This is a genomic window from Microcoleus sp. A003_D6, assembly GCF_036702825.1.
Lineage (GTDB): Bacteria > Cyanobacteriota > Cyanobacteriia > Cyanobacteriales > Microcoleaceae > Microcoleus.
The window spans coordinates 1-22,583 of record NZ_JAUBWA010000116.1 but is presented as its reverse complement, the minus strand read 5'-3'; the positions used below and the strand labels follow the sequence as shown (position 1 = coordinate 22,583).

The window sequence follows — 22,583 nt, the reverse complement described above, 5'->3', positions numbered from 1 at the left end:
TAGAGCGGGTATTAACCAATACTTATGATGTCAAAGACCAGATAATTAAAATAGGTGCAGGCACGAAAAAAACACCAACTTTGACTATAAGATTAGTACAGATTCGCTCCAAAAATTCCTGGTGTTCTTATCTGACAAGTGTCAGAGAACCAGAAATATTGCCCCCCTATGTAGTGGCAGATTTATATCAAAGACGCTGGCGAATTGAAGAGGCATTTTGCCTAGTAAAAAGATTACTAAATCTCAGCTATTTATGGACAGGTTCGTTAAACGGAATCAAGCTCCAAATCTGGGCGACTTGGCTATTTTATGCAGTTTTAGTAGATTTAGGAGATGCCGTTGCAGATGAATTAGGAGTACCAATGGAACGGGTTTCATTAGAAATGATTTATCGGGGGATGTATCATTTTTCGGTTGCCTATCAAAAAGGAATAGCTTCGGACCTAGTTAAATATTTTGCCGCCGACGAAAATCAAGATTTAGGGATTGTTAAGCGACGACGAAAACCTCATGTCAGGCTAATTATTTCTCCTTTCCCTGGAACTCAAAGAAGTCCCGAACAATTTTTTTTCAATAATAAGGGAACAAATGGAGTCATATTTTAATTGGGTCAACAGGTAAAAAATGAGTAAAATTACTCATTGACAATAGTGTTTTTAGCTTAACTTGTGAGTAATGAGCCTGGTACAGAAGAGAAGCGACCTTTAGGAATCCCGACAATGAAAGACCGGGCATTGCAGGCGCTTGTTAAACTGGCACGCTTAGCCAGAATGGGAAGCGCGATTTGAACCGAACCAATATGGGTTCAGACCTGGACGCTCGTGCCAAGATGCTATCGGGGCAATATTTAATGCGATTAGGTATAAGCAAAAATATGTGCTAGATGCCGAGATCGCCAAATGCTTCGACAAAATTGACCATGAAGCACTGCTTAGAAAATTAAATACATTCCCGCTTTTACGCCGCCAAATCAGGGCATGGCTCAGAGCGGGAGTGATGGACGGACAGCAGTTGTTTCCAACACTTGAGGGTACACCACAAGGCGGAGTCATTTCTCCACTACTGGCTAATATAGCTCTCCACGGGATGGAACATCGAATTAAGGAATTTGCCAAAACCTTGGACATCAAAAAATCAAAAGGAAAAGGGCAAGTAAGCTGGCAACAGAAATGTAAAAGCATATCCTTAATAAGATACGCCGATGACTTCGTAATTCTCGCGCGTTGATTTAACCGTTGTTCAAAAGTGTAAAGAGATAATCTCTGAATGGTTAAAAGGCATGGGTTTGGAGCTAAAATCCAGTAAAACAAGGATAGCTCACACAATGAGCAGCCATGATGGACAGTCTCCAGGATTTGATTTCCTGGGATTTAAAGTCAGGCAATATCCATCTGGCAAATACACTAGCGGGAAAAACCCCCAAGGAAAAATACTGGGTTTCAGCACAATCATCACCCCAAGCCCGGAAAAAGTCAAGATACACCTCAAAGAGATCGCAAGAGTAATAGACATCCACAAAACCAAATCTCAATCAGATTTAATTAAGAGGTTAAATCCTCTAATTATAGGGTGGACTAACTATTACCGAACGGTTCCAAGTAGCAAAGTCTTCTATAAATTAGACTCCCTGGTGTATCAAAAACTCAGAGCTTGGGCAAATCATCGCCATCCGAAAAAATCGAAAACATGGGTGTCCAATAAATACTGGAAAACTCTAGGCGATGACCACTGGGTATTCGCAACCAGGGAAGAAGGGATTAACCCTCTCCGGTTACGCAAACATGGTCAAATAAAAATCATAGACCATGCCAAAGTTAAAGGCGAATCGTCACCATACGACGGAAACCTAGTGTATTGGAGTACAAGAATGGGAAAACACCCTGAAAGTCCCAAAAGAGTGGCAACACTTCTTAAGATTCAAAAGGGTAAATGTTCTCACTGCGGATTACATTTTCGAGACGAAGATGTCATGGAAGTTGACCACAGAATTCCTAAATCGAAAGGTGGAAAGGATTCTTATGAAAACTGGGACTTACTTCACAGACATTGCCACGATATAAAGACTGCAACAGATGGCAGTCTGGGTACAAAATCTAGCTGTAAAAGTGCTAAACCTAAGCCACCCTCACATACAGAATGGTTCTGGAAAGAGGATATGTTGGTAACGCGGTATGAGTGACAATCACCGAGTCATTGAGGAGCCGTGTGAAGAGAAATTTTCACGCACGGTTTTGGAGAGCGGCGGCTCTCGTGAGGGGGTCGCCGACTTTAATTTTTTAGGTTTAGACCCAATTCCTGTTTATGGAAAAACCGAAAAAAAGCCTGTATTTACTGGCAAACGGATCGCACGAGGATTGTACAAAACATCGACTGGTCGGTTAATCAATTCTGACATAAATGCTTCGTACAACATTCTCTCAAAAGCAATCCCAAATGCGTTCAGCGATGGGATAGGGAGCTGCGTAGTTGGGCCAATGCGGGTTGATCCGCTCAAAGTAAAACAGAAAGGGGAGGGCTGATGCCTCCCATGTCATTGCAATAAATGACTATAGTTTTACCAGCTATTTGTTGAGGAGCAATCCGCTCTTTGACAATCAAGCAATTTAGTCACAAGCCCCCGGATTCATTCGTGGAGCGAGAAAACAGCTCCGAATCCCGATCGCCAGCCCCCTGACCGATCGGTGGGGTCGCTTTCTTCAATTCTTTAATCTAAAATCTCAAATCTCAAATCTAAAATCGATTGACCGCTTCAATCTGCTTCAATCGCATCTCGATCGCATTTTTGGGAGCTGTCACGGTGCGGGTTCCCCTTTTTGGGAGCTGTCACGGCGCGGGTTCCCCCTAATTTAACCAAAAGACATCAAACCAACGATCGCACTTTGTACGTAATTTACCCGATCTATCAACTACTTTAACTCGCCTACGTAAGTGTTAAAAAACCAATAATCGCAGTTTCTGGTTAATATAAAACTCCTATAACTGTCAGTTGGCCCTGGTATCACCGTGTTTATACGTAAGTGTTTGCTTTTGAGAATTTAGACTTGGAATAAAATCAAGAATTAGCATAAGCCAGACCGCAATCAGTTTTGCCCCTCCGCGCTCCCATGCCAGTAAATACAAGGTTTTAAGCGACAATTTTTATAATTACTTTGTGTGTATTCTTAGGGAGCGATCCCCACAAGCCTATTGGCTCGACAGCATTTGTGAAGGAGCTGTAAAGGCTAGATAAAGAGTCTGTCAACATTCACCTAAAGTGCGAAAAACACAAACAAAGTATTCCATAATCAAATTATTAAAATAGTCGCACAGAGGAACAAGTTATGAATACCAAACTCTTATCTGCCCTAGTAGCTACCGCAACCGCAACAGCTCTGTTAGGCGCCGGAGCTCCAGCTCAGGCTTTCTCCTTTGGTACCGGCGGCATCACATTCGAGCAAGATACAAGTGTCAAGTTTAAGTTCCAAGAATCTCACGGTGGGTATACTTCCTCTTTGGGAATTTACAGCGTGAAGGACTCGGTGGCCTCTCTAGTTAGCACCCTGTTTGCGGAAACTAAATCCTCAGACAACGGCAGCGAGAACGAATGGAAAGGATCTCTGGGCAATACAGTCTTGGGTTCTGGCTCGGCAGTATTCACATTCCTGGCAAATCAAGTTTACACTTTGGGACTCGACAGCGGCTGGGGCGGCACTGTCTACTCGACCTCAGCCTTGAACGGCAGCCAGCAAGCAGTGTTTGGCGGGGCGTCGCCGCTGTGGAACGCACTCGGCAAAGAAACAACGAATATCTTCCAAGCTGCCGGACAATTCACAGACGGAACTGGTTCTCTGTCTAACGGAGGCACGCTAATCTCCTTTGACGATCGCGGTAACGGCAACGACGCAGACTTCCAAGACTTCACCGTGAGCGCCGAAGCAGTTCCCGAACCGATTACGATGACTGGTTTGGCTCTCGGTTTCGCCGGTTTGGTTGCAGCACGCCGCCGCCGCGCTAGCAAGACGGCTTCCTAAATTTTTTAACGCGAACGATCGGCTCAATTACGTTTTACAAAAAAGAATAGGATTTGCAGGCGCGCTGATGGGAAATCGGCTCGCCTTTTTCTTGATTTCAACAACTTGATTTCAACAAAAGGACATCTCGATATTATCCGTCGCTTGCTGAATTTGACGCAGAGTTGTTCGATGAGTTCAAGCCTTACAAATTCACCAATACGGGTTGAGGAATTGTAATGCCCGCTCATCGCACGCGGCTTTAATCGCCACCATAACCCTGGTTTTTATCCGCCGCACCAGTGACAAGACTTTTGCGCCGATAGTGGCGGGAGTGGCGGCAATGAAATACAAAACTTTTATGTTTTATAACCTCGTCGGCGGGTTTGTGTGGACGGTGGGGATAAGCTGTGTTGCATCTAGATTGCCTATGGTATTAGAGAGGGAGAGGGTCCGATGGGGATCGGGGGAGAGGATTTGACGATTGTTCGATCGGGACTCGAAATATACAATTTAAATGCACAACAGCTTAACGCTGCTTGGTTATTATTTGGGAAAAATGATTCCTCCCGATCGAGTTGACAAATATTTACTGCCGATTGTTTTGGGAATAATTGTACTTTCTTTTGTGCCTTCTATTATTCATATAATTCAAGAACGCCGCGCTAACAAAAAAGATTGAGATCGCGATCGCCCGACAGGAATTTTTGACAAGCGAATTTCTTGATGGTACCCGCCACGTGATTTATCCGTGGAATCAATCCAAAATCTAAAATCTAAAATCGAATGACTCTCGCGGTGCGGGTGACTCCCCCGTGCCGATCGCAAATTGGTCGATCGAACACAATCAAAATTTAAGATTAGCACCGCCCACCCCAAGCGATTAAAATCACAGCACTTGCCCGCCGAGGGGTTAATCTGCTAAAACTAACAAAGTTTGATGATTTCTCAGAAATAACATACATGGTTGCTACATCCGTCAAGATTAAACACGAAGTCAAAGACTTGTCCCTCGCCCCCTTGGGAAAGCAACGCATCGAGTGGGCAGGCCGGGAAATGCCCGTTTTGCGGCAAATTCAAGAACGCTTCGCTAAAGAAAAGCCTTTCGCTGGCATTCGCTTGGCTGCTTGCTGCCACGTAACCACAGAAACCGCTCATTTGGCGATCGCCATCAAACTCGGCGGTGGCGACGCCGTACTGATCGCCAGCAACCCCTTGAGCACTCAAGATGACGTAGCAGCTTGCTTAGTTGAAGACTACGGCATTTCCGTCTTCGCCCTCAAAGGAGAAGACGCGGCTACCTACGAACGTCACGTCTACACAGCCCTAGACCACCGCCCCAATATTATCATCGACGACGGCAGCGACGTGGTAGCTGCTCTGATCCAGCACCGCCCCAACCAAATTTCCGACTTGATCGGAACTACCGAAGAAACTACCACAGGCATCGTCCGCCTGCGGGCAATGTTGAAAGATGGCGTGCTGACTTTCCCAGCAATGAACGTCAACGACGCCGACACCAAGCACTTCTTCGACAACCGCTACGGTACGGGTCAATCTACCCTAGACGGAATTATCCGCGCTACCAATATTTTGTTAGCCGGTAAAAATATTGTAGTTGCAGGTTACGGTTGGTGCGGCAAAGGCACGGCACTGCGGGCCCGCGGCATGGGTGCTAACGTAATTGTCACCGAAATCGATCCGATTCGGGCGATCGAAGCAGTGATGGACGGTTTCCGCGTCATGCCGATGGACGAAGCAGCAACAGTTGGAGATATATTCATTACCGTTACCGGCAACAAACACGTCATTCGTGCCGAACATTTCGACACCATGAAAGACGGCGCAATTGTTTGCAATTCCGGTCACTTCGACATTGAAATCGACCTCAAATCCCTCGGCGCAAAAAGCACCGACGTGAAAACAGTTCGCTCTTTCACTCAAGAATATCACCTCAATAATGGCAAATCGGTTATTGTGTTGGGCGAAGGCCGTTTGATCAACTTGGCAGCAGCCGAAGGACACCCCAGCGCCGTGATGGATATGAGCTTTGCTAACCAAGCTTTAGCCTGCGAATATCTGGTTACCAACAAAGGCAAACTAGAGCCTGGTATTCACTCAATTCCCGTGGAAGTTGACAAAGAAATTGCCCGTCTCAAATTGGAAGCAATGGGTATTCACATTGATACCTTGACTGCCGAACAAATTGAGTACACTAACTCTTGGACTTCGGGAACTTAATCATAGTATTCTCGTTCCCGGGCTCTGCCTGGGAACGAGCAAGGACTAATGACTGCTGACTAATGACTGCTGACTAATGACTACTGACTAATGACTACTGACTAATGACTTCTTCTTACCAAATTATTAAATCAAAATGGTTGAATGGATAACTAACACAATGCAGTCGATGGGCTATCTGGGAATAGGGCTATTGATGTTTTTAGAAAATCTTTTCCCGCCCATCCCCTCAGAATTGATTATGCCCCTGGCAGGATTCACCGCATCCAAGGGCGATATGCAGTTGTCACCGGCGATCGCTGCTGGAGTAATTGGCACAGTTTTAGGAGCGCTTCCCTGGTACTATGCAGGTAAATTATTGAGCGAAGAACGCTTGAGAGATTTAGCCGACAAATACGGCAAATGGATCGCAGTATCCGGCGCCGATATTGACAAAGCAAATAGATGGTTTACCAGACACGGCAACAAAGCCGTATTTTTGTGTCGCCTCGTACCGGGAGTCCGCACCCTGATTTCCCTGCCCGCAGGCATCAACAATATGCCTTTAATTCCCTTTCTGGCATACTCAACAGGCGGGACTATTCTATGGGTAAGTTTTCTAACCTTGGCCGGATATAAACTAGCGGAAAATTATGAACGTGTAGATGATTATCTTGCCCCTGTTTCCAAAATAGTTGCGGTGATTATTGTCATCGGGTTTATTTTGTGGGTTGTAAAAAAGAATATGCAGAAGGAAAAATATCGCAAATAAACGCAAATTATATGAAAATAATCTGCCTTTCTCTGGGTTCATCTGCTGCTACAATCAATCGCCATTTGGACTCGCTTCCAGCATCTTCCCAACAGTAGCGCTGAAATAGAGATGGGCATATTATATCTAAATTCTGCTATCTTTGCTACTTTCTTAAATTTACTTTTAAATTTACGATCGCCCGATCGCAGTGACGGGCAGCCCATCGCCCAAAAATCTAACTTAAATTTATACAAATATTTATGATGGGTTGAGGTTTAGACAGATAATCGTGGCAAAATAGGGAACATTGCTATCCGCACTGTTAAGATATGTACGAAAAGATTGTAGCTCCGACAACTGGTTCTAAAATTACTTTCTCTGACGGTTCGCCGATCGTCCCCAATGACCCGATTATTCCCTTCATTCGCGGCGACGGTACGGGCGTTGACTTGTGGCCTGCATCCCAGAAAGTCATGGATGCTGCGGTAGAAAAGGCTTACGGCGGCGATCGAAAAATCAACTGGTTTAAAATCTATGTAGGCGACGAAGCCTGCGATGTCTACGGTACTTACCAATATCTGCCCCAGGATTCCTTAGACGCCATCAAAGAATACGGAGTCGCCATCAAAGGCCCGCTGACAACGCCAATTGGGGGCGGCATTCGATCGCTCAACGTAGCTTTGCGGCAAATCTTTGACCTTTACGCCTGCGTGCGGCCCTGCAAATATTATGATGGAACCCCATCGCTGCACAAAACTCCTGAACTGCTAGACGTAATTATTTACCGGGAAAATACAGAAGATATTTACCTAGGAATTGAATGGGCCAAAGGCAGCGAAATCGGCAAAAAATTGATTGAGTTCCTCAATAACGAGTTAATTCCAGCCACACCCGAACACGGCAAAAAACAAATTCGCCTCGATTCGGGAATCGGAATTAAACCCATTAGCAAAACAGGTTCTCAGCGTTTAGTGCGACGGGCGCTCGCCCACGCTTTGCGGTTGCCGAAAGACAAGCAGCAAGTGACTTTGGTGCACAAAGGCAACATCATGAAATACACCGAAGGAGCTTTCCGAGATTGGGGTTACGAGCTGGCAACCACCGAATATCGCGCTCAGTGCGTGACTGAAAGAGAATCTTGGATTCTCGGCAACAAAGAAAAAAATCCAGACATTAGCTTAGAAGACAATGCCCGCCAAATAGATCCGGGATACGATGCTTTGACTCCCGAAAAACAAGCCATAATTCGTCAAGAAGTCGCCGATGTTCTATTTACAATTTGGGACAGTCACGGCAGCGGGCAGTGGAAGGAAAAAATTATGGTCAACGACCGAATAGCTGACAGTATTTTCCAACAAATTCAAACTAGACCGGGCGAATATTCCATTTTGGCAACCATGAATTTGAACGGCGATTATTTGTCCGATGCGGCGGCCGCCATTGTCGGCGGATTGGGCATGGGCCCCGGCGCGAATATTGGTGATGAATGTGCAGTTTTTGAGGCGACTCACGGCACTGCACCGAAACACGCCGGTTTAGATAAAGTCAATCCCGGTTCGCTGATTTTGTCTGGGGTGATGATGTTGGAATATATGGGATGGCAGGAAGCAGCAGATTTGATTAAGAAGGGTTTGGGAGCGGCAATTTCTAATGGTGAAGTTACCTACGATTTGGCGAGGTTGATGGAGCCGCCGGTGCCGGAGTTGAAGTGTTCGGAGTTTGCTGAGGCGATTATTAAGCATTTCGCGGATTGAGTTTGAGGGCTTTTTTAGAACGGGCTAGAAGCCCGTTCCACAAAAGTCAATTTGCTTGTGGGGAGTAGGGGTTGGGCTTCTAGCCCGCCGGCTATTTATTAAGAACGGGCTAGAAGCCCGTTCCACAAAAAGTCAACTTGCTTGTGGGGTGTCCCGCCCGCCCCAAAATACAATTTAGATGGGGGACAGCTTATGAGGATGGAACAGCCATGCCGCGCTCAACTGCGGGACGCTTCTGCAAGGTTTCTACCCAACGTTTGAGGTGGGGGTGGTTGTCGAGGGTTAATCCTTGAAATTCGTAAATAGCAACCCAGGGATAGGTAGCAATGTCGGCTATAGAATAGTCGCCGCAGATGTATTCATATTTTGCTAGTTGAGTGTCTAATACTCCGTAGAGGCGCAAGGTTTCTTTTTCGTAACGCCCGATCGCATAGGGAATTTGTTCGGGTGCAAAGCGTTTGAAGTGGTTTAGCTGACCGAACATCGGGCCGACGCTGGCCATTTGGAACATCAGCCACTCTATAACTTGAAAGTATTTTTGTTTGTCTGTGGGCAGAAATCTGCCGCTTTTTTCGGCAAGATAGATCAGAATAGCGCCGGACTCGAAGACGGTGATGCCGTTATCTCGATCGACTATCGCCGGAATTTTGCTGTTGGGGTTGATTGCGATGAACTCTGGGCTAAATTGGTCGTTTTTTGTGATATCGATGACGTGCACGCTGTAGGGTAAACCTATTTCTTCGAGCATGATCGAGACTTTGCGGCCGTTCGGTGTGGTAAAAGTGTAGAGGTCGATCATAAATTGTCCGCCTTTTCTCAAGCATATATAAACTATATTATAATAATTTAAGGCAAATAGCTAATCATAATGGATATTATTGAAATTCTCAAAGACGATTATCAAAGATTCCCCGCAAATCAGACTTACAAAATTTACGCCCAAGATGTTTATTTTGAAGACCCGGTGAATCGATTTACAGGAGTCGAGCGCTACCGCAAAATGATCGGGTTTATGGGGACTTTTTTTCAGGATGTAAATCTCGATTTGCACGGGATTTCGCAGTCGGGAGATACTATAGAAACTCGCTGGACGCTGAGTTGGACTGCACCGCTACCTTGGAGGCCGAAAATGGCGATCGCCGGTAGGAGCGAACTTAAAGTCAACAGTGATGATTTAATCGTTTCTCACATCGATTACTGGAACTGTTCGCGGTTGGATGTGCTCAAACAGCTTGTGTTTCCCGTCAAAACTAATGTTTGAAAATGATGGTTAGGTTTTTTGATATCCTGCTGAACTGCTTGATGGGTGAAATTGAATCTTTGATTTAAGTTGGCAAACTTAAATATAGCATGACCTACACGCTCCCGACAGAGAAACTGGGTTTTTTACTTAATCTGTGGGTGACAGCGAAGAATTTTCCTTGGGACTTACGCACCACGATCGAAGAAACCGGGTTTTTACTTAATCTGTGGAATACAGCGAAGAATTTTCGTAAAAAACCCGGTTTCAGGCTACCCGTATGTCAGTCCTCTTATGGTTTTGTTGGCATTAATTCAAGACCCAATTTACGGAGCATTTCCGTTGTATCATCAAGGTATTTTTCTCGTGCCTTAGTATTCCGTTTTTTCCAAGCCAGTGCCCAAGTTTGATGACAATAGATCCTTCCACCCTCATCTAATACAATGGCTGCTGCCAGTTGGTTACTAATGTCTCGTGTACTATCTCCATAACTTGACAATAAGTTTTTATAAGCATCAAAATCTTCTACTGTCCCGGGTCTTCTGGGTTTGCGGTGACAAACAAAGCTAATATGAGTTGTAAGCCTTTTATAGCAAGGGTTTCACTAATACAAAATCGTCATAATTGTATCCAATAATACAATATTTACCCTAAACCCAGAAGATCCCAACAGTCTTGCCACCGTCTAAGAGAAATGTTTCCCTGACAACTACTCCATCATCCATTTTAAAAGTGCGAATCACCTCTGAAGAAACAGCATCTTTGACGGTAACAATGCCATTGCGTGAGCCGCTGACAGAGTAGCGACTTGCGGAGGGTGTATTGTCAGCTATCCTCTCCATTTCCCCCTGATTATAGGCAGTAACTTTATGTGAAACAGAGCCTAGTGCCATTGCCCCAGAAAGGATTAAAGCGAAGGTAAACAGGAAAAAATATTTCATAATCTCGGCTATTTTTTAGCCTGATGATTAGTTAAATAATCCCAACGCAATACGAAGCCAGCTACTAAAAGCAGCGCCAACCTCTTGCCTCAATCCTGATGTTCTGGATTGTCACTTTTAAAGCAAGAAAAACTGTGGCAGTAGCACGCTGATTTCAAATAAGTTTGCTGAGATTATTTCCGAATTTTATCACGGCACAAATGCTGACCACAATCCAAAAATTTACTGACTTGAGTAAGCTAGTCAGCCTTTAAATTGCCTGTCAAAAAATCATACAACTCTTCTGGGCAGTTGCTCAGAGCAACCCCCAGAATCTGCAATTTAAATGCACAACAGCTTAACATCCAGAGAACGAAATAAAATTTTACCTAGTAATATTAGTTATGCCTCAAGGAAGATTTAAGAGAAAATATTGACTTTTGCAGCTAAAAAGTTTCAATGGATACTGTTTTTTATCTACTTCCCTCTTCCCTCTAATATGCGAGGAGATCGGCGAATGTAGGGTTGATATCAAATCCGGGTGTACTGGAATTATTTATTTCTAAAATTTGGTCAAGTTCGCAGTTGCGGGTTTTTCTCCACACCGCAACTGCAAACTTTTCCTACTTCATTAAAGCAGCGCCGCGGTTGTAAAGTTCGCGCGCGTAATCAGTCCAAGTTCCCTGTCCCCAATAGCGGAAACAGCTTGTTTGTAGCAGCAAGTTGTAAAGCAAAGCTTGCTGGTATTCAAACTGCTTGGTAACAGTCGCATCTTGCTGCACCAGCGAGTCGTATTTTTTGTGAAATGCAGCGCTGAGTAGATTCATCGGTTCCAAGACATTTTCGTAGCCTTTCACCCAACTCAAATCGTTAGTCCAAGAAGCACCATCCATGTGAAAATTATGGTCTGTTTGCTTGAGTTGGGCGATCGCACTTTCGACTTTTTCCGGTGTAGCACTATCAGGATCGACTAACTGCCAGATTTTGTGCTGGTTAATCCCCTGACAAATCGGATAATCTTCAGGATTAACACCCGCCGCTTCAATTATCTCCAAATATTCAGTGCCGTTTAAACCGACAACACCGGATTTTCCCCCGCCTTGTTCGCGGTTTTCGTGCCAAGCTTTGACAAAAGCGCTGGGAAATTCATTCATCATCACGCCGCCATTTTCCCCGTCGGCAATTTGAGTAACTAAAGAAGGAACTGTGACACTGCCAATTTGCTGTTTATTTCGTCCTTTTGCTTCGTAATAAGGCTGCATTTGACCGACCAATTTTGTATCGGAACCTTGGGTTTTAATCAAAGCAGTGATGCCGATCGTTTCGCCGCGAGAATTGCGGGCAACCAAACGGTTGGGAATATATTTTTGGTCTTGCGACAATCCCGAACCGTCGGGATTTTCTACTGAATGTTCTTGCACCATCAGCCAGCGATAGCCGCATTCTTTCAAAGCTTTGATGTATTCGTACAGTGTATCTGGGTGATTTGGAAAGTGCATTTCTGGGGGCGAAAAACCTTTAACGCGCTTCAGGGCATCCAAGCCAAAAATGGCTGCAAAATGATGTTGCCATGCTTGTATTTGGAGTTTGATGTCGGGAATGGGAGTTGAGGGAATGACGGCGTGACTCCACATTGTCCCCAGCCATTCTACGTGAGGTTGATATTGAGGTTCGCAGGTAATCCGCTTGAGATTGTCGAAGATATCGTCGCGTCCCATCTGGCGCAATCCCCACAACAAATTGCCGGAATAGTCGAGCATAATTCGCGGGTTGCAGCCTTCGGCTATCAGTTGGGGAATGAATTCTCCCATGCGAGAATAGCACCAAGCAAACACTCCGGCGTTGTGATTGTCTCCTTGGTTGGGATTTTCAAACATATACTGGAGATGGCAGATTAGTTCGCCGTTTGCACCGGCAGGAATTGTCGGTTGGTGCATATGCAGGGCGCAGGCGAATCCGGCTTGAATATTTTCGAGGCGCAGATTTGTGGTAGGTAGAAAGACTGGTTCGTTGCTATTGGCTGCGGTACTGATTTCTGCTTCGGAGCCGCAAATGTTGGGCAATCCTGAGTTGATTTCTTGTAAAATGGGTAAATTGGGAGATTGTGCGATCGCAGGCATAAATTTTTCTCAACAATTGTGGAGCGGCACTGTCTGCTATTGCTAAAATAGCTGTAAAATTTAATAGTAGCAGAATATGCCTGCAAATGTTTAACATATTTCATGTAAAGAGGCGAGGTAAATTATGAAATACGAAATCAAGGTTTTGGAACCAACGGATTTGTGGTATATCCAAAATAATATCAATCCTGAAACCAACAAGTTTTATCATCCCACTAAGAATATTCCGTTTGTTCAGCAAGTAGAAATTAACTTGAACAATTCGGGAGCGATCATTCAAAAAGGTGCGCTGCATTGGTGTATGGGGAAATTGACTTCCGGTGTTTATAAAACGGATAACCGTTTGAAAGATATGTGGGTATCTTTGACAACGGAAATGGACTACAACGCTCCCGTATATCAAGGGACTGGTACGGTGAAACTGGAACCGAGACAAAAAGGGCATTTCCTGCATTATACGCCGATCGAGCTTTTGGATGCGGAGCAGTGGGAGTTTGATGACGGTATATTTCAGTTTTGTTCGGACAATGTAGTTATCGGTGCTAAAAAACTGAAATTCCGGCAAGTGGCTGCTTCTAATGACGGTAGGTGGAGAATTGCTGTTACAGCTTTGCGCGAGCAAAAAGCTACTGTTGTAGCTGCTACAAATTCACCGGCTAAGATTGTCGAACTCAGACAAGGTGAAACTTTGATAGCTGATTGCGATTTGGTTAAAGGATTTACCAAGGGGATTGAAGAAGATTATCGAAAGTTAGGTCATTTTGGCAAAGGCGGTGGGGAGGGTTATGTTTGGTTTTATCAGGGGAAAGGTAAATTGTTAGTGTGTGAAAATGATGGGATGGGTTTGGGATAAGTTGTTGCATTTTTGTCGATCGGTATGAGAATTATGAGTGGGATTTATGTATAGCTTTTCTCAAAAAGATGAGGTATGACTGACAGCTTATATAATCACTAAACTAAGAGGGCTAAAGCCCAACTACGTACCTCATCTTTCTGAGAACCGCTATAAGATCAGGAGGAAGAAACATCGCACACAAATTTGCAGGCATGAAAGTGTCTGAGATTCTTAAAGGTAAAAAAGGTAGTATAAAACAAGCAAACCTTCCGGCAAGTTCGCCAAGTTGGGAAGAATTTAGCGAAATGATATGGGAGCAAATAGAAAGAGGTGAAAAAAGAAAATATCCCAGGCTTTAGGATGGTTCGCAAATTGTTGAGCGATCGGAGATTTGATCGATGAAAAGTAATGGATTTGATAAATTAATTTTATTTTTGCAAAATTTGCAAAAACAGGCGATCGATTACAGTTTAGCGCATCATCGCGACCAAGCTGTGATGGTGATTGTGGCTGTACCTGGGGAACGGTGGGAAATTGAATTTTTGAGTGATGGTGCGGTGGAGGTAGAGAAGTTTGTCAGTAATGGAGAGATTGCTGGAGAAGAAGCTTTGAGTGAGTTATTCGATCGATATTCGGAACTAGACGAGATAAATGGCGATTTGGCTCCAAAGATTGAGTTGACAAATGCGATAAAATGAGTTAAATTTTGCGGAATTTGCGATCGAGTTGCCACAATTTCGACTTGCTCAACCGATTATTTCTACCCTGAAGGAGAGCTTGCAGCTTCGCCTCGATGATATCCTTCCCCGTTGGGCGATCGCCAGCGATCGCCCAAATCCGTTTTAACATCCGCTAGCAGCGCCTATTTTCCCTGTATTCCCAATGGCCGACTTGCTTATTTGGCGAGAAATCATATACTTTGTCAAGTTAAGAAAATATTTTTTTGATTTATCCAGGAGCGAGAAAAAAAAATGTACATTGTACAAATTGCCTCGGAGTGCGCCCCCGTCATCAAAGCAGGGGGTTTGGGCGACGTAGTTTACGGTTTGAGTCGGGAGTTGCAGAATTCCGGCCACGCTGTCGAGATTATTCTGCCCAAGTACGACTGCATGAGGTATGACCACATTTGGGGACTTCACGAGGCATACCGGGATCTTGCTGTGCCCTGGTATGGCGGCGAAATCCTTTGCGATGTCTACTGCGGCTGGGTGCACGGGGTGTTGTGTTTTTTCATCGAACCTCGATCGCAAGATAACTTTTTTAACCGCGGCTGTTATTACGGTTGCAATGATGACAATATGCGGTTTGCATTTTTCAGCAAAGCTGCTTTGGAATTTTTGCTCAGAAGCAACAAGCGTCCCGATGTGATTCACTGTCACGATTGGCAAACTGGTTTGGTTCCAGTCATGCTGTTTGAAATTTACAAATACAATTGGATGGAAAATCAGCGAGTCTGCTATACCATTCACAATTTCAAACATCAAGGCATGGGAGGAATTGATATTTTGCGAGCAACGGGTTTGAATCGAGAGGATTATTATTTGGAGTACGATCGCCTCCGAGATAACTTTAACCCTTTTGCTATCAACTTTATGAAAGGTGGTATTGTTTACTCGAACTTTGTCACAACGGTTTCGCCGCACCACGCTTGGGAAGCTCACCTCGGCGAGTTCGGCTACGGTTTGGGCCACACTTTGCATTTATATCAAGATAAGTTTCGCGGGGTGCTCAACGGCATTGATTATGATGTGTGGAATCCCGAGAGCGATCGCTATATTCCGCAGCACTATACTGAGGAGGATTTGGCAGGAAAAGCCAAAACTAAAAAAGCTTTGCGCGATCGGCTGTTCCTGCGCGATGCTGACAAGCCTATTATTACCTTTATCGGTCGTTTGGACGACCAAAAAGGCGTTCATCTCGTCCACCATGCAATTTATTACTCTCTGAGTAAGGGCGCGCAATTCGTGCTTTTGGGTTCCGCCACCGAAGCAGGAATTAATAATCATTTCCAGCACGAGAAACAGTTTTTAAATGACAATCCAGACTGCCATTTAGAACTAGGTTTTAATGAGGAACTGTCGCATTTAATTTATGCTGGCGGGGATATGATTGTGGTTCCCAGCAATTACGAACCCTGCGGGCTGACTCAGATGATCGGGTTGAGGTACGGTACTGTTCCTGTGGTGCGGGGAGTTGGCGGTTTGGTGAATACTGTGTTCGATCGAGATTACGACACCCGCCACCTCCCGGAAGAGCGCAACGGTTACGTATTTTACCAAACCGACTACTCGGCTTTAGAGTCGGCGCTCGATCGCGCGATCGGATTGTGGTATGACTATCATGATGAATTTGAAAAACTAATGCTTCAAGGCATGAGTTGCGATAATTCGTGGAAATATCCAGCTAAAGACTATGTGGAAATTTACGAGCTAATTCGACACAAATAATCACTAGGGGCGGGTATTCCTAGAGATATATTCTATACCTTTAGGCATAGATAAACCCGCCCTTATCTAACCCGACAGAGATAATGTTTTGAGTAAAAGTGGGGGGGTGGAAAGTACGAATGCAGATTGTAGGGTTTCCTTGCCTGTTCCAAGTGCGATCGATCGCCGAAGATAAAAGTATAGAAATTAAACGGCTGGTTTTCACCCGCCCTTACAAAAAATGAACTCACAACTAGAACAACAAGTAACGATTCTGCAAGACGAAACAGCAACAGCCGCCGGAAATTCAGCCAACCCAACAGTTGAAACTCCTTTATTCGCTTCAGAATTTGCAACAGAAGAAAAAGTCAGAGTGGAAGAATTTAAGATTAGCGCCGACAGTTTAATTGCTAAAGTCAAAGAACTAATTGAGCAAGGAAAACTCCGCCGCCTCGTCATCAAAAACTCGCAAGGGCGGACTTTGGCAGACATTCCGCTGATGGCTGGATTGGTTGGCGGCGTTGCAGGATCGGTAGTATTTCCAATTGCTGCTGTACTTGCTACAGTTGGGGCAGTTGCGGCTCATTTGACTGTAGCCATCGAGCGGAAAGAGTAGTCTTAAGTTAATTGTTAATTCAGCGCTTACGCAAGCCACACCAAAAACCCCGTTTCTGTGTTAGACCTCTTGCAAAAATCCTTTCATCAATTGATGGGACGGGCAAGATGCCCGTCCCACAAGAGTTATTTTTTCTTGTGGGATGGGCATCTTGCCCGTCCTAATTATTTTTGCAAGAGGTCTATTAATTGTTCGTATCAATCGACGATTTTTACCAGAAACCGGGTTTTTTGCATAAGTTCTATAATTCCGATGCTTTCGCCGCAGGTTGGTCTAAATAATTGTAAACAATCCGCGAAATCCGGCGCACAAATTCTCTAACAATCGGGTCATTGTAAGGACGTTTCACAAATATGGCCGCTAAATAACGCTTGCCGTTCGGCATATCAATAATTCCCGCATCGCCCACCACAAAGCCGATATCTCCAGTTTTGTCAGCAATCACGGCTCCCGCGCCTAAACCCGAAGGAAGCAGCGTTCTAGTTGTAGTGCGCCGCAGTAATTCTAAAGCCTGTTCTCGACTTGATTCAGAAACTAATTTATCGCGAGACAGCATCGCCAGCAGCTTTACCATATCCACAGAACTTGTGGTATTTGTTCCTTGAAAATCGCCGAGCCAATTGCGAATTCTGGTATCAGTTAATCCCCAACTGCGAAAACGCTCGTTGAGTTTAGCAATTCCCCCCAAACGTTCAATAATCATGTTTGTGGCTGTATTGTCGCTGATGGTAATCATTTTATCTACGGTTTCTCTGATGCTAAACCGAGTGCCATTTGGTCTGTCTTGCATAGTTCCAGAACCGCTGGCTACTAAGTCTGACTTCATAACTAATGTTTCGTCCAGGCTAACTTTGCCCGCGTCTACATCTTGATAAAAGGCTATCAGAATCGGTAATTTGATGGTACTCGCGGCCGGAAATACTCGATCGCCCTTGATGTCTAAATAGTCTCCTGTATCTAAATCCAGAAAAAACATTCCGGCGCTGAGGGATCTATACTGTTCGATCGCACTTTCAATCTGAGGCTTAATTGCGCTCATTTCTGAACCTGTTCGCATCGCTAAATCAGCAGCATAGTTTCTGGGATTTGCTGAAGAAACTGTTGGTATAACTTGACCGGATTTTTGTTCGATCTGGGTAATAGCTGCTGGTAGAAAAGACTCGTTCCCCGCTATTTGCTCGGGATTCGGTAACTGAAACGACCAACGAGTGGCAGATTCTCTAATGACTCGGACTTTTTGCGGGTCTAACTTATAACCGGGAGTTAATTGTATCACTAACCTGGTGGTTTCGGTGTCAAATTGCCCGACTCTAATTTGTTGGATAGCTGAGTTGTAGCTTTGAGGAGTTTCGGGATATTCCAAGACTATTCCGGGCAAATCAATTACTAAACGGGTGGGATTGGCGATTAGCTTAACTTCCGGCTGGACTCCTGAATCTGTTGTTAAATTGAGTTGATTTTGGCTGGCATCGAAGTGCCAAGATGTTAGTGTATCAGCTTTTGCGGGCAGGGCGATCGAGAAAACACTAAGGGCGGCCGGCAACAGCCATCGCAGTTTTGGAGTCATGTTTGAAGAAAAGAGTTTAACGGCTGCAACGAGAAAGCGGCTGAAAAAACGTTATCAACCGCTTTCGGGGCGAACCACATAGCATGATACAGTCAACTCTTGCCCGCAGCCGTAATTTTTATTATTTTCTTTGAGAATATTCGATTTCCGGGACTCCGATCGAATCCGGTTGTATTACCCCTTTTTCTTCCCGTCGAGAAGGGCGGACGAAAGGCAAGTGCAGTCGCGAATTCTATTCGCCTTAAATAAATTATAGCTGTGCGATCGCCAGATTTCTCGCATCTTCAATCGAGTCGATCGCCGCTTTGAGAAAAACTTTTCCTTTCTTGACAAATCGGCGATCGCTCAAAGGATCGTAAGCTTCCCAATTACCGCTAACTTCGCGGTCGTGCCACAGAAACCAACCGCGGTAGATTTCTCCGCTATCAATATCATCGCACAGAACCAGCCAATCATCTCCCGTGAGAGTGCTGGCATTTAATGCTACCAATTCAACCCACGCAAGTGCAATGCAGGCATCGATCGCCTCAGCATCAACGGAGTCAGATGTTGTAGCGGTAGGTTGCGGCAAACAAAGTGTAGACTTCATAATTTTTCCTTAATTAAATCAATGAATTTCCCTATTTATGGAACTGCCCCGGTACGGAAATTGGAAAAACTGTGTTTTGATGAATTTCTGGTTGGTCAAATTTACCAGCGGCTGATGCTTCTGTTAAATTATTAAGTGTATTAATTGTGAAAATGGCGCCGGTTCCCAAAGCGGCCATTGCCAGTCTGTGTAGGATTTTGCTCATTTGGCTGCTCCTTTTTTGCTTGGTGTATCTACTCTAAAAAGTTAAGCGGTCATTAGCGGCGGAGATTGGGGAGTTAAGAAAAGTTTTTGATACTAAAATATATTCAACAGTTGAAGCCGTTATCAGGACAGAGTTTCAGGAGTCGATCGCCCAAAAAACCTCCCTAAGTAAAATTCCTTAAGTTCCGGCTGGCTGACAATCTCCCCTACAATGGCTTAAAATAGGAACTTAAGGCGTTAAAATTTCTAAATTCGTTCCCATTTCACTGCAAGCGAAGTGCTCAAGTCAAAACGCGATCGCGGTCGCATTCTCACTGCCTCTGGTTTAAAGAAACTTAACGAGGCGATCCAAGAATGGTCTGACCGAAATAACATTAGAGGTACTCTGACTGAAATCGAGGCTGAATCTGGCGTCGGTGCCGATACAGTCAGCAAAATCAAGCAGGGTAGAGAAGGTGCGGATTTGAGTAAAATTCGGCAGTTGTTCGCGGCTTTTGAGATGACTCTGGCGAATGGCGACCACCGATCGGCTAAACTAGACGATGCGGAAGATTTAGACAAGCCGGACAATTTGCCCGCTGCGGGGGAAACAGCCACCAGCAGAATTGTTAAAGTATTTGTCAGTTATCGCAGCGCAGAACCCGATCGCGAGTTGGGAAAACAGTTGGAAACGGCCTTAAGCGCGATCGGTCACACAGTTTTCACAGCAGAAAATAACATTAGATTGGGAGATAATTGGTTCGATCGCATTAACTTTTTCCTCAAAGAATGCGATTATTTGTTGTTGCTATTGCCGCCAACTGTCAGCCAAAGCGAACTGCTAACATATCAAGTCCAGCAAGCAAAAGAACTGCAAGATGCTCGCCCTGACAGAAAACCAATAATTCTCCCCATCCGCGTCGGTTTTCCCCTGAACGCGCCTCTAAATCACGATTTGCGCGGCTATCTGTACCGGATCGAACAAAGAGAATGGTGTTCTCCCGCCGACACTCCCATTCTGATCGAAGAAGTTCTGAGTTTGCTAGCAGAAACTCCCGCACCAGTGAAAGAAGAACCGGAAGATTTAACGCCCAACCAGGTATTAGAAATTAGCAGCGACGAGATTCCTTTACCCGCCGCCGAACCGGAATTGCCGGGAGGACAAGTTGATGTCGCTTCTCAATTTTATGTAGAACGCCAGCCCATCGAAGAACGCTGCTATCAAACTATTTTGCAGCCCAGCGCGTTAATTAGAATTAAAGCAGCGAGACAAATGGGCAAAACGTCCTTGATGGCAAGAATTTTGCATCACGGAGCCCGTCAAGGTTATTGCACAGTGCCGCTAACTTTTCAGTTAGTAGATAAAGCCGTATTCGCGGACTTAGATAAATTTTTAAAATGGTTTTGCGCTTATGTCGGGCGCGAGTTGCACTTGCCAAATCAATTAGACGATTATTGGGACGATATTTTTGGCAGCAAAGTCAACTGCAAAGATTACTTTGAAAAATACATTTTGCCGCAAATCGACAGCCCTTTAATTTTAGGATTAGACGAGATCGATCGCGTTTTCCAATATCCCGACATAGCCGAAGACTTTTTAGGACTGTTGCGGGCGTGGCACGAAGAATCGAAGCGGCGCGACATCTGGAAAAAACTGCGATTAATTGTAGTTCACTCCACCGAAGTTTATATCCCGATGAACATCAATCAATCGCCTTTCAACGTCGGACTTCCCGTAGATTTGCCGGAATTCAACCATCAGCAAATCCAAGATTTAGCAGCGCGCCACAACTTGAATTGGTCGGAAGCCGAAGTTGAGAAATTGATGGCAATTGTCGGCGGACATCCGTATTTAGTGCGAGTTGCATTATATCACATTTCGCGCTCGGATTTGACACTGGATGAATTAAAAGAAACTGCGATCGCAGATGCGGGAATTTACAGCGACCATTTGCGCCGGCAGTTGTGGAATTTGGAAGAATATCCAGAGTTGGCGCAGGGGATGAGAGAGATTGCGGCGGCGGATTCTCCGGTGCAATTAAAGGCGATGCAGGCGTTTAAGTTGGACAGTTTGGGGTTGGTGAAATTGCAGGGGAATGAATGCATTCCGAGGTGCGAATTGTACCGACAATATTTTAAAACTAATTTGGGAGTGAATTAATTGGAGATTTTAGCTCGTTAATGACGTACAATCAGCAGTAGGGGGAAAGATGAACGCAAATATCGCAAAAGAGCGATCGTCCGGCTTTCCCCTGTGCAGTATCAACGTAAAATAGGATCGATGACAGAAGAAACAGTCACTCTGAGAAAGTCTCTTGACTTAGATAAATTAATTCCACTTCTGCCTGTAGCAGAAGATATTAACTACTGGCGCAATCTCAACCCCAATTTAACTATTTCCGATCGACCATTTGAAGGGTTTTCAGAATTTTCGGCAGTCCCCCAAGCAGAAATTGACCAGTACAGCCTGCAACTGCGAGAAGAAGGCTATTTCCAAACACCTAGCGTAATACCTGCTGCTACTATTCACCAGATGCGCGACTGTATAGAAACTGTCAGAAAAGCAGGGTTTCCGACAATGTTTGCCCTCGTCTACGATGTCTTCTATCAAGCATTTGGTTACTTTAACTCAACCTTGACAGGAATTTTGGGAAACGGCTACAAGCTAGTTCCAAATTTTTGGGTTTATTACATAGAAACTTCTGACAGCGGGAAAGGATTTGAGCCTCACCGCGACGCCGAGTACGAAAATACTATAGACTCCAACGGTATGCCGACAGTGCTTACTCTCTGGGTGACAATTACTGAGGCTAATCCCCTCAATTCATGTATGTACATGATTCCGGCAAACCGCGATCCAGAGTATGCTGAAGCTATCAAAAATCTCAAGACAAAAGCTACTAAATTTGCCTTGGAAGATATCCGGGCTTTACCGACACAAGCTGGTACTCTATCGTGCTGGGATCAATACGTTTTTCACTGGGGAAGCCGCAGCAGCAGTCGGGCTAAATCGCCTCGAATTAGCTATGCAGTATATTGTCAGCGAGGGGATATTCCACCAGTTGATGATGCGATCGTCGATATCCCATCTGTGCTCGATCTCCCAACACGGTTATCTTTGATTTGCAGAGGTTTGTATCGCTATTCTTACGCCAGTTTACAGCCATCACCGGAGGCAGAAGCATTGTTAGATTTCTTGAATAAGCATAGGGAAACTATGAAAAAAAGTTAATATAATTTTCCCAAAAAGCCAGTTATCTCATCAATTTCGGTTGAATCGCAATGATTTAACCGCTAAGCTGTTACGCATTTAAAATAGTATTGTAGGGTGCGTCAGCCCTATCTTGTTTCCCTTGCTTAGTAAGTGTTC

The 22,583-nt window shown here is 44.8% G+C and carries 20 protein-coding genes and 2 pseudogenes; 15 read left to right on the top strand and 7 right to left on the bottom strand.

Annotated features, from left to right (window positions below; translation table 11 throughout):
• From QUB70_RS25405 to QUB70_RS25370, 8 genes and pseudogenes are all read left to right on the top strand, one after another.
• Positions 1–605: transposase (locus QUB70_RS25405; protein ID WP_332984208.1), on the top strand; the 605-nt coding region annotated here is incomplete at its 5' end.
• Between the two features lie 72 nt (positions 606–677).
• Positions 678–2,179 (top strand): annotated as a pseudogene (locus QUB70_RS25400) (group II intron reverse transcriptase); the annotation flags it as partial.
• Between the two features lie 91 nt (positions 2,180–2,270).
• Positions 2,271–2,538, top strand: a pseudogene (locus tag QUB70_RS25395) (RNA-guided endonuclease TnpB family protein); the annotation flags it as partial.
• 782 nt (positions 2,539–3,320) lie between these two features.
• Positions 3,321–4,010: a PEP-CTERM sorting domain-containing protein gene (locus QUB70_RS25390; RefSeq protein ID WP_332984207.1), complete on the top strand. Its 690-nt coding sequence runs from the start codon at positions 3,321–3,323 to the stop codon at positions 4,008–4,010.
• A gap of 496 nt (positions 4,011–4,506) precedes the next feature.
• Positions 4,507–4,671 (top strand): hypothetical protein, encoded by a 165-nt coding sequence (locus tag QUB70_RS25385; protein ID WP_332984206.1) that lies wholly within the window; start codon positions 4,507–4,509, stop codon positions 4,669–4,671.
• A gap of 281 nt (positions 4,672–4,952) precedes the next feature.
• Complete coding sequence (gene ahcY, locus QUB70_RS25380; protein WP_332984204.1) at positions 4,953–6,230, top strand: adenosylhomocysteinase; 1,278 nt, start codon at positions 4,953–4,955, stop codon at positions 6,228–6,230.
• A 136-nt stretch (positions 6,231–6,366) separates the two neighbouring features.
• Complete coding sequence (locus QUB70_RS25375; protein WP_332984203.1) at positions 6,367–6,981, top strand: DedA family protein; 615 nt, start codon at positions 6,367–6,369, stop codon at positions 6,979–6,981.
• Positions 6,982–7,292: 311 nt separating this feature from the next.
• Positions 7,293–8,717: an NADP-dependent isocitrate dehydrogenase gene (locus tag QUB70_RS25370; RefSeq protein ID WP_332984202.1), complete on the top strand. Its 1,425-nt coding sequence runs from the start codon at positions 7,293–7,295 to the stop codon at positions 8,715–8,717.
• Positions 8,718–8,907: 190 nt separating this feature from the next.
• Here QUB70_RS25370 and QUB70_RS25365 read toward each other — a convergent pair whose 3' ends face one another.
• The gene (locus QUB70_RS25365) at positions 8,908–9,516 is read right to left on the bottom strand and encodes a glutathione S-transferase N-terminal domain-containing protein (protein ID WP_332984200.1); all 609 of its coding nucleotides are present in this window, start codon (positions 9,514–9,516) and stop codon (positions 8,908–8,910) included.
• Between the two features lie 69 nt (positions 9,517–9,585).
• Here QUB70_RS25365 and QUB70_RS25360 point away from each other — a divergent pair, with 69 nt between their 5' ends.
• Positions 9,586–9,978: a DUF2358 domain-containing protein gene (locus tag QUB70_RS25360; RefSeq protein WP_332984199.1), complete on the top strand. Its 393-nt coding sequence runs from the start codon at positions 9,586–9,588 to the stop codon at positions 9,976–9,978.
• 629 nt (positions 9,979–10,607) lie between these two features.
• On the opposite strand, the gene QUB70_RS25355 is transcribed toward QUB70_RS25360, so the two are convergent.
• Both QUB70_RS25355 and QUB70_RS25350 read right to left on the bottom strand, forming a co-directional pair.
• Positions 10,608–10,898, bottom strand: a complete 291-nt coding sequence (locus QUB70_RS25355; RefSeq protein ID WP_332984198.1) for a hypothetical protein — start codon at positions 10,896–10,898, stop codon at positions 10,608–10,610.
• 602 nt (positions 10,899–11,500) lie between these two features.
• Positions 11,501–12,997, bottom strand: coding sequence for a glycosyl hydrolase family 57 (locus tag QUB70_RS25350; RefSeq protein ID WP_332984197.1), 1,497 nt, complete (start codon positions 12,995–12,997; stop codon positions 11,501–11,503).
• 124 nt (positions 12,998–13,121) lie between these two features.
• On the opposite strand from QUB70_RS25350, the gene QUB70_RS25345 reads away from it, so the two are divergent.
• Both QUB70_RS25345 and QUB70_RS25340 read left to right on the top strand, forming a co-directional pair.
• Entirely contained in the window at positions 13,122–13,850 is a 729-nt protein-coding gene (locus QUB70_RS25345) for an AIM24 family protein (RefSeq protein WP_332984196.1), read from the top strand.
• 380 nt (positions 13,851–14,230) lie between these two features.
• The gene (locus QUB70_RS25340; RefSeq protein WP_332984195.1) at positions 14,231–14,530 is read left to right on the top strand and encodes a hypothetical protein; all 300 of its coding nucleotides are present in this window, start codon (positions 14,231–14,233) and stop codon (positions 14,528–14,530) included.
• 1 nt (position 14,531) lies between these two features.
• Here QUB70_RS25340 and QUB70_RS25335 read toward each other — a convergent pair whose 3' ends face one another.
• The gene (locus QUB70_RS25335) at positions 14,532–14,681 is read right to left on the bottom strand and encodes a hypothetical protein (RefSeq protein WP_332984193.1); all 150 of its coding nucleotides are present in this window, start codon (positions 14,679–14,681) and stop codon (positions 14,532–14,534) included.
• 122 nt (positions 14,682–14,803) lie between these two features.
• Between QUB70_RS25335 and glgA the strand changes: the two genes are divergently transcribed.
• Positions 14,804–16,279, top strand: coding sequence for a glycogen synthase GlgA (gene glgA / locus QUB70_RS25330; RefSeq protein WP_332984192.1), 1,476 nt, complete (start codon positions 14,804–14,806; stop codon positions 16,277–16,279).
• Positions 16,280–16,499: 220 nt separating this feature from the next.
• On the top strand, positions 16,500–16,874 hold the full coding sequence (locus QUB70_RS25325; protein WP_332984191.1) for a DUF4342 domain-containing protein: 375 nt from the start codon (positions 16,500–16,502) through the stop codon (positions 16,872–16,874).
• A gap of 241 nt (positions 16,875–17,115) precedes the next feature.
• On the opposite strand, the gene QUB70_RS25320 is transcribed toward QUB70_RS25325, so the two are convergent.
• The 3 genes from QUB70_RS25320 to QUB70_RS25310 form a co-directional block, all read right to left on the bottom strand.
• Positions 17,116–18,441 carry a serine hydrolase gene (locus QUB70_RS25320; RefSeq protein WP_332984190.1) on the bottom strand — a complete coding sequence of 442 codons (1,326 nt, stop codon included), beginning with the start codon at positions 18,439–18,441 and terminating at the stop codon, positions 17,116–17,118.
• 250 nt (positions 18,442–18,691) lie between these two features.
• Positions 18,692–19,030: a hypothetical protein gene (locus tag QUB70_RS25315; protein WP_332984189.1), complete on the bottom strand. Its 339-nt coding sequence runs from the start codon at positions 19,028–19,030 to the stop codon at positions 18,692–18,694.
• 31 nt (positions 19,031–19,061) lie between these two features.
• On the bottom strand, positions 19,062–19,235 hold the full coding sequence (locus tag QUB70_RS25310; protein WP_332984188.1) for a hypothetical protein: 174 nt from the start codon (positions 19,233–19,235) through the stop codon (positions 19,062–19,064).
• 276 nt (positions 19,236–19,511) lie between these two features.
• Between QUB70_RS25310 and QUB70_RS25305 the strand changes: the two genes are divergently transcribed.
• Together QUB70_RS25305 and QUB70_RS25300 are read left to right on the top strand one after the other, a co-directional pair.
• Positions 19,512–21,374, top strand: coding sequence for an AAA-like domain-containing protein (locus tag QUB70_RS25305; protein WP_332984187.1), 1,863 nt, complete (start codon positions 19,512–19,514; stop codon positions 21,372–21,374).
• A gap of 120 nt (positions 21,375–21,494) precedes the next feature.
• On the top strand, positions 21,495–22,445 hold the full coding sequence (locus tag QUB70_RS25300; protein ID WP_332984186.1) for a phytanoyl-CoA dioxygenase family protein: 951 nt from the start codon (positions 21,495–21,497) through the stop codon (positions 22,443–22,445).
• Positions 22,446–22,583 lie beyond the last annotated feature (138 nt).

Excerpts from the sequence above, each read along its gene's own strand:
- ahcY (WP_332984204.1), top strand. The coding sequence starts at position 4,953 with ATGGTTGCTACATCCGTCAAGATTAAACACGAAGTCAAAGACTTGTCC.
- QUB70_RS25360 (WP_332984199.1), top strand. The coding sequence starts at position 9,586 with ATGGATATTATTGAAATTCTCAAAGACGATTATCAAAGATTCCCCGCA.
- QUB70_RS25350 (WP_332984197.1), bottom strand. The coding sequence starts at position 12,997 with ATGCCTGCGATCGCACAATCTCCCAATTTACCCATTTTACAAGAAATC.
- QUB70_RS25300 (WP_332984186.1), top strand. The coding sequence starts at position 21,495 with ATGACAGAAGAAACAGTCACTCTGAGAAAGTCTCTTGACTTAGATAAA.
- QUB70_RS25310 (WP_332984188.1), bottom strand. The coding sequence starts at position 19,235 with ATGAGCAAAATCCTACACAGACTGGCAATGGCCGCTTTGGGAACCGGC.
- QUB70_RS25385 (WP_332984206.1), top strand. The coding sequence starts at position 4,507 with ATGCACAACAGCTTAACGCTGCTTGGTTATTATTTGGGAAAAATGATT.
- QUB70_RS25365 (WP_332984200.1), bottom strand. The coding sequence starts at position 9,516 with ATGATCGACCTCTACACTTTTACCACACCGAACGGCCGCAAAGTCTCG.
- QUB70_RS25315 (WP_332984189.1), bottom strand. The coding sequence starts at position 19,030 with ATGAAGTCTACACTTTGTTTGCCGCAACCTACCGCTACAACATCTGAC.
- QUB70_RS25345 (WP_332984196.1), top strand. The coding sequence starts at position 13,122 with ATGAAATACGAAATCAAGGTTTTGGAACCAACGGATTTGTGGTATATC.
- QUB70_RS25325 (WP_332984191.1), top strand. The coding sequence starts at position 16,500 with ATGAACTCACAACTAGAACAACAAGTAACGATTCTGCAAGACGAAACA.
- glgA (WP_332984192.1), top strand. The coding sequence starts at position 14,804 with ATGTACATTGTACAAATTGCCTCGGAGTGCGCCCCCGTCATCAAAGCA.
- QUB70_RS25340 (WP_332984195.1), top strand. The coding sequence starts at position 14,231 with ATGAAAAGTAATGGATTTGATAAATTAATTTTATTTTTGCAAAATTTG.
- QUB70_RS25375 (WP_332984203.1), top strand. The coding sequence starts at position 6,367 with ATGGTTGAATGGATAACTAACACAATGCAGTCGATGGGCTATCTGGGA.
- QUB70_RS25335 (WP_332984193.1), bottom strand. The coding sequence starts at position 14,681 with ATGTTAAAACGGATTTGGGCGATCGCTGGCGATCGCCCAACGGGGAAG.
- QUB70_RS25355 (WP_332984198.1), bottom strand. The coding sequence starts at position 10,898 with ATGAAATATTTTTTCCTGTTTACCTTCGCTTTAATCCTTTCTGGGGCA.
- QUB70_RS25390 (WP_332984207.1), top strand. The coding sequence starts at position 3,321 with ATGAATACCAAACTCTTATCTGCCCTAGTAGCTACCGCAACCGCAACA.
- QUB70_RS25370 (WP_332984202.1), top strand. The coding sequence starts at position 7,293 with ATGTACGAAAAGATTGTAGCTCCGACAACTGGTTCTAAAATTACTTTC.
- QUB70_RS25320 (WP_332984190.1), bottom strand. The coding sequence starts at position 18,441 with ATGACTCCAAAACTGCGATGGCTGTTGCCGGCCGCCCTTAGTGTTTTC.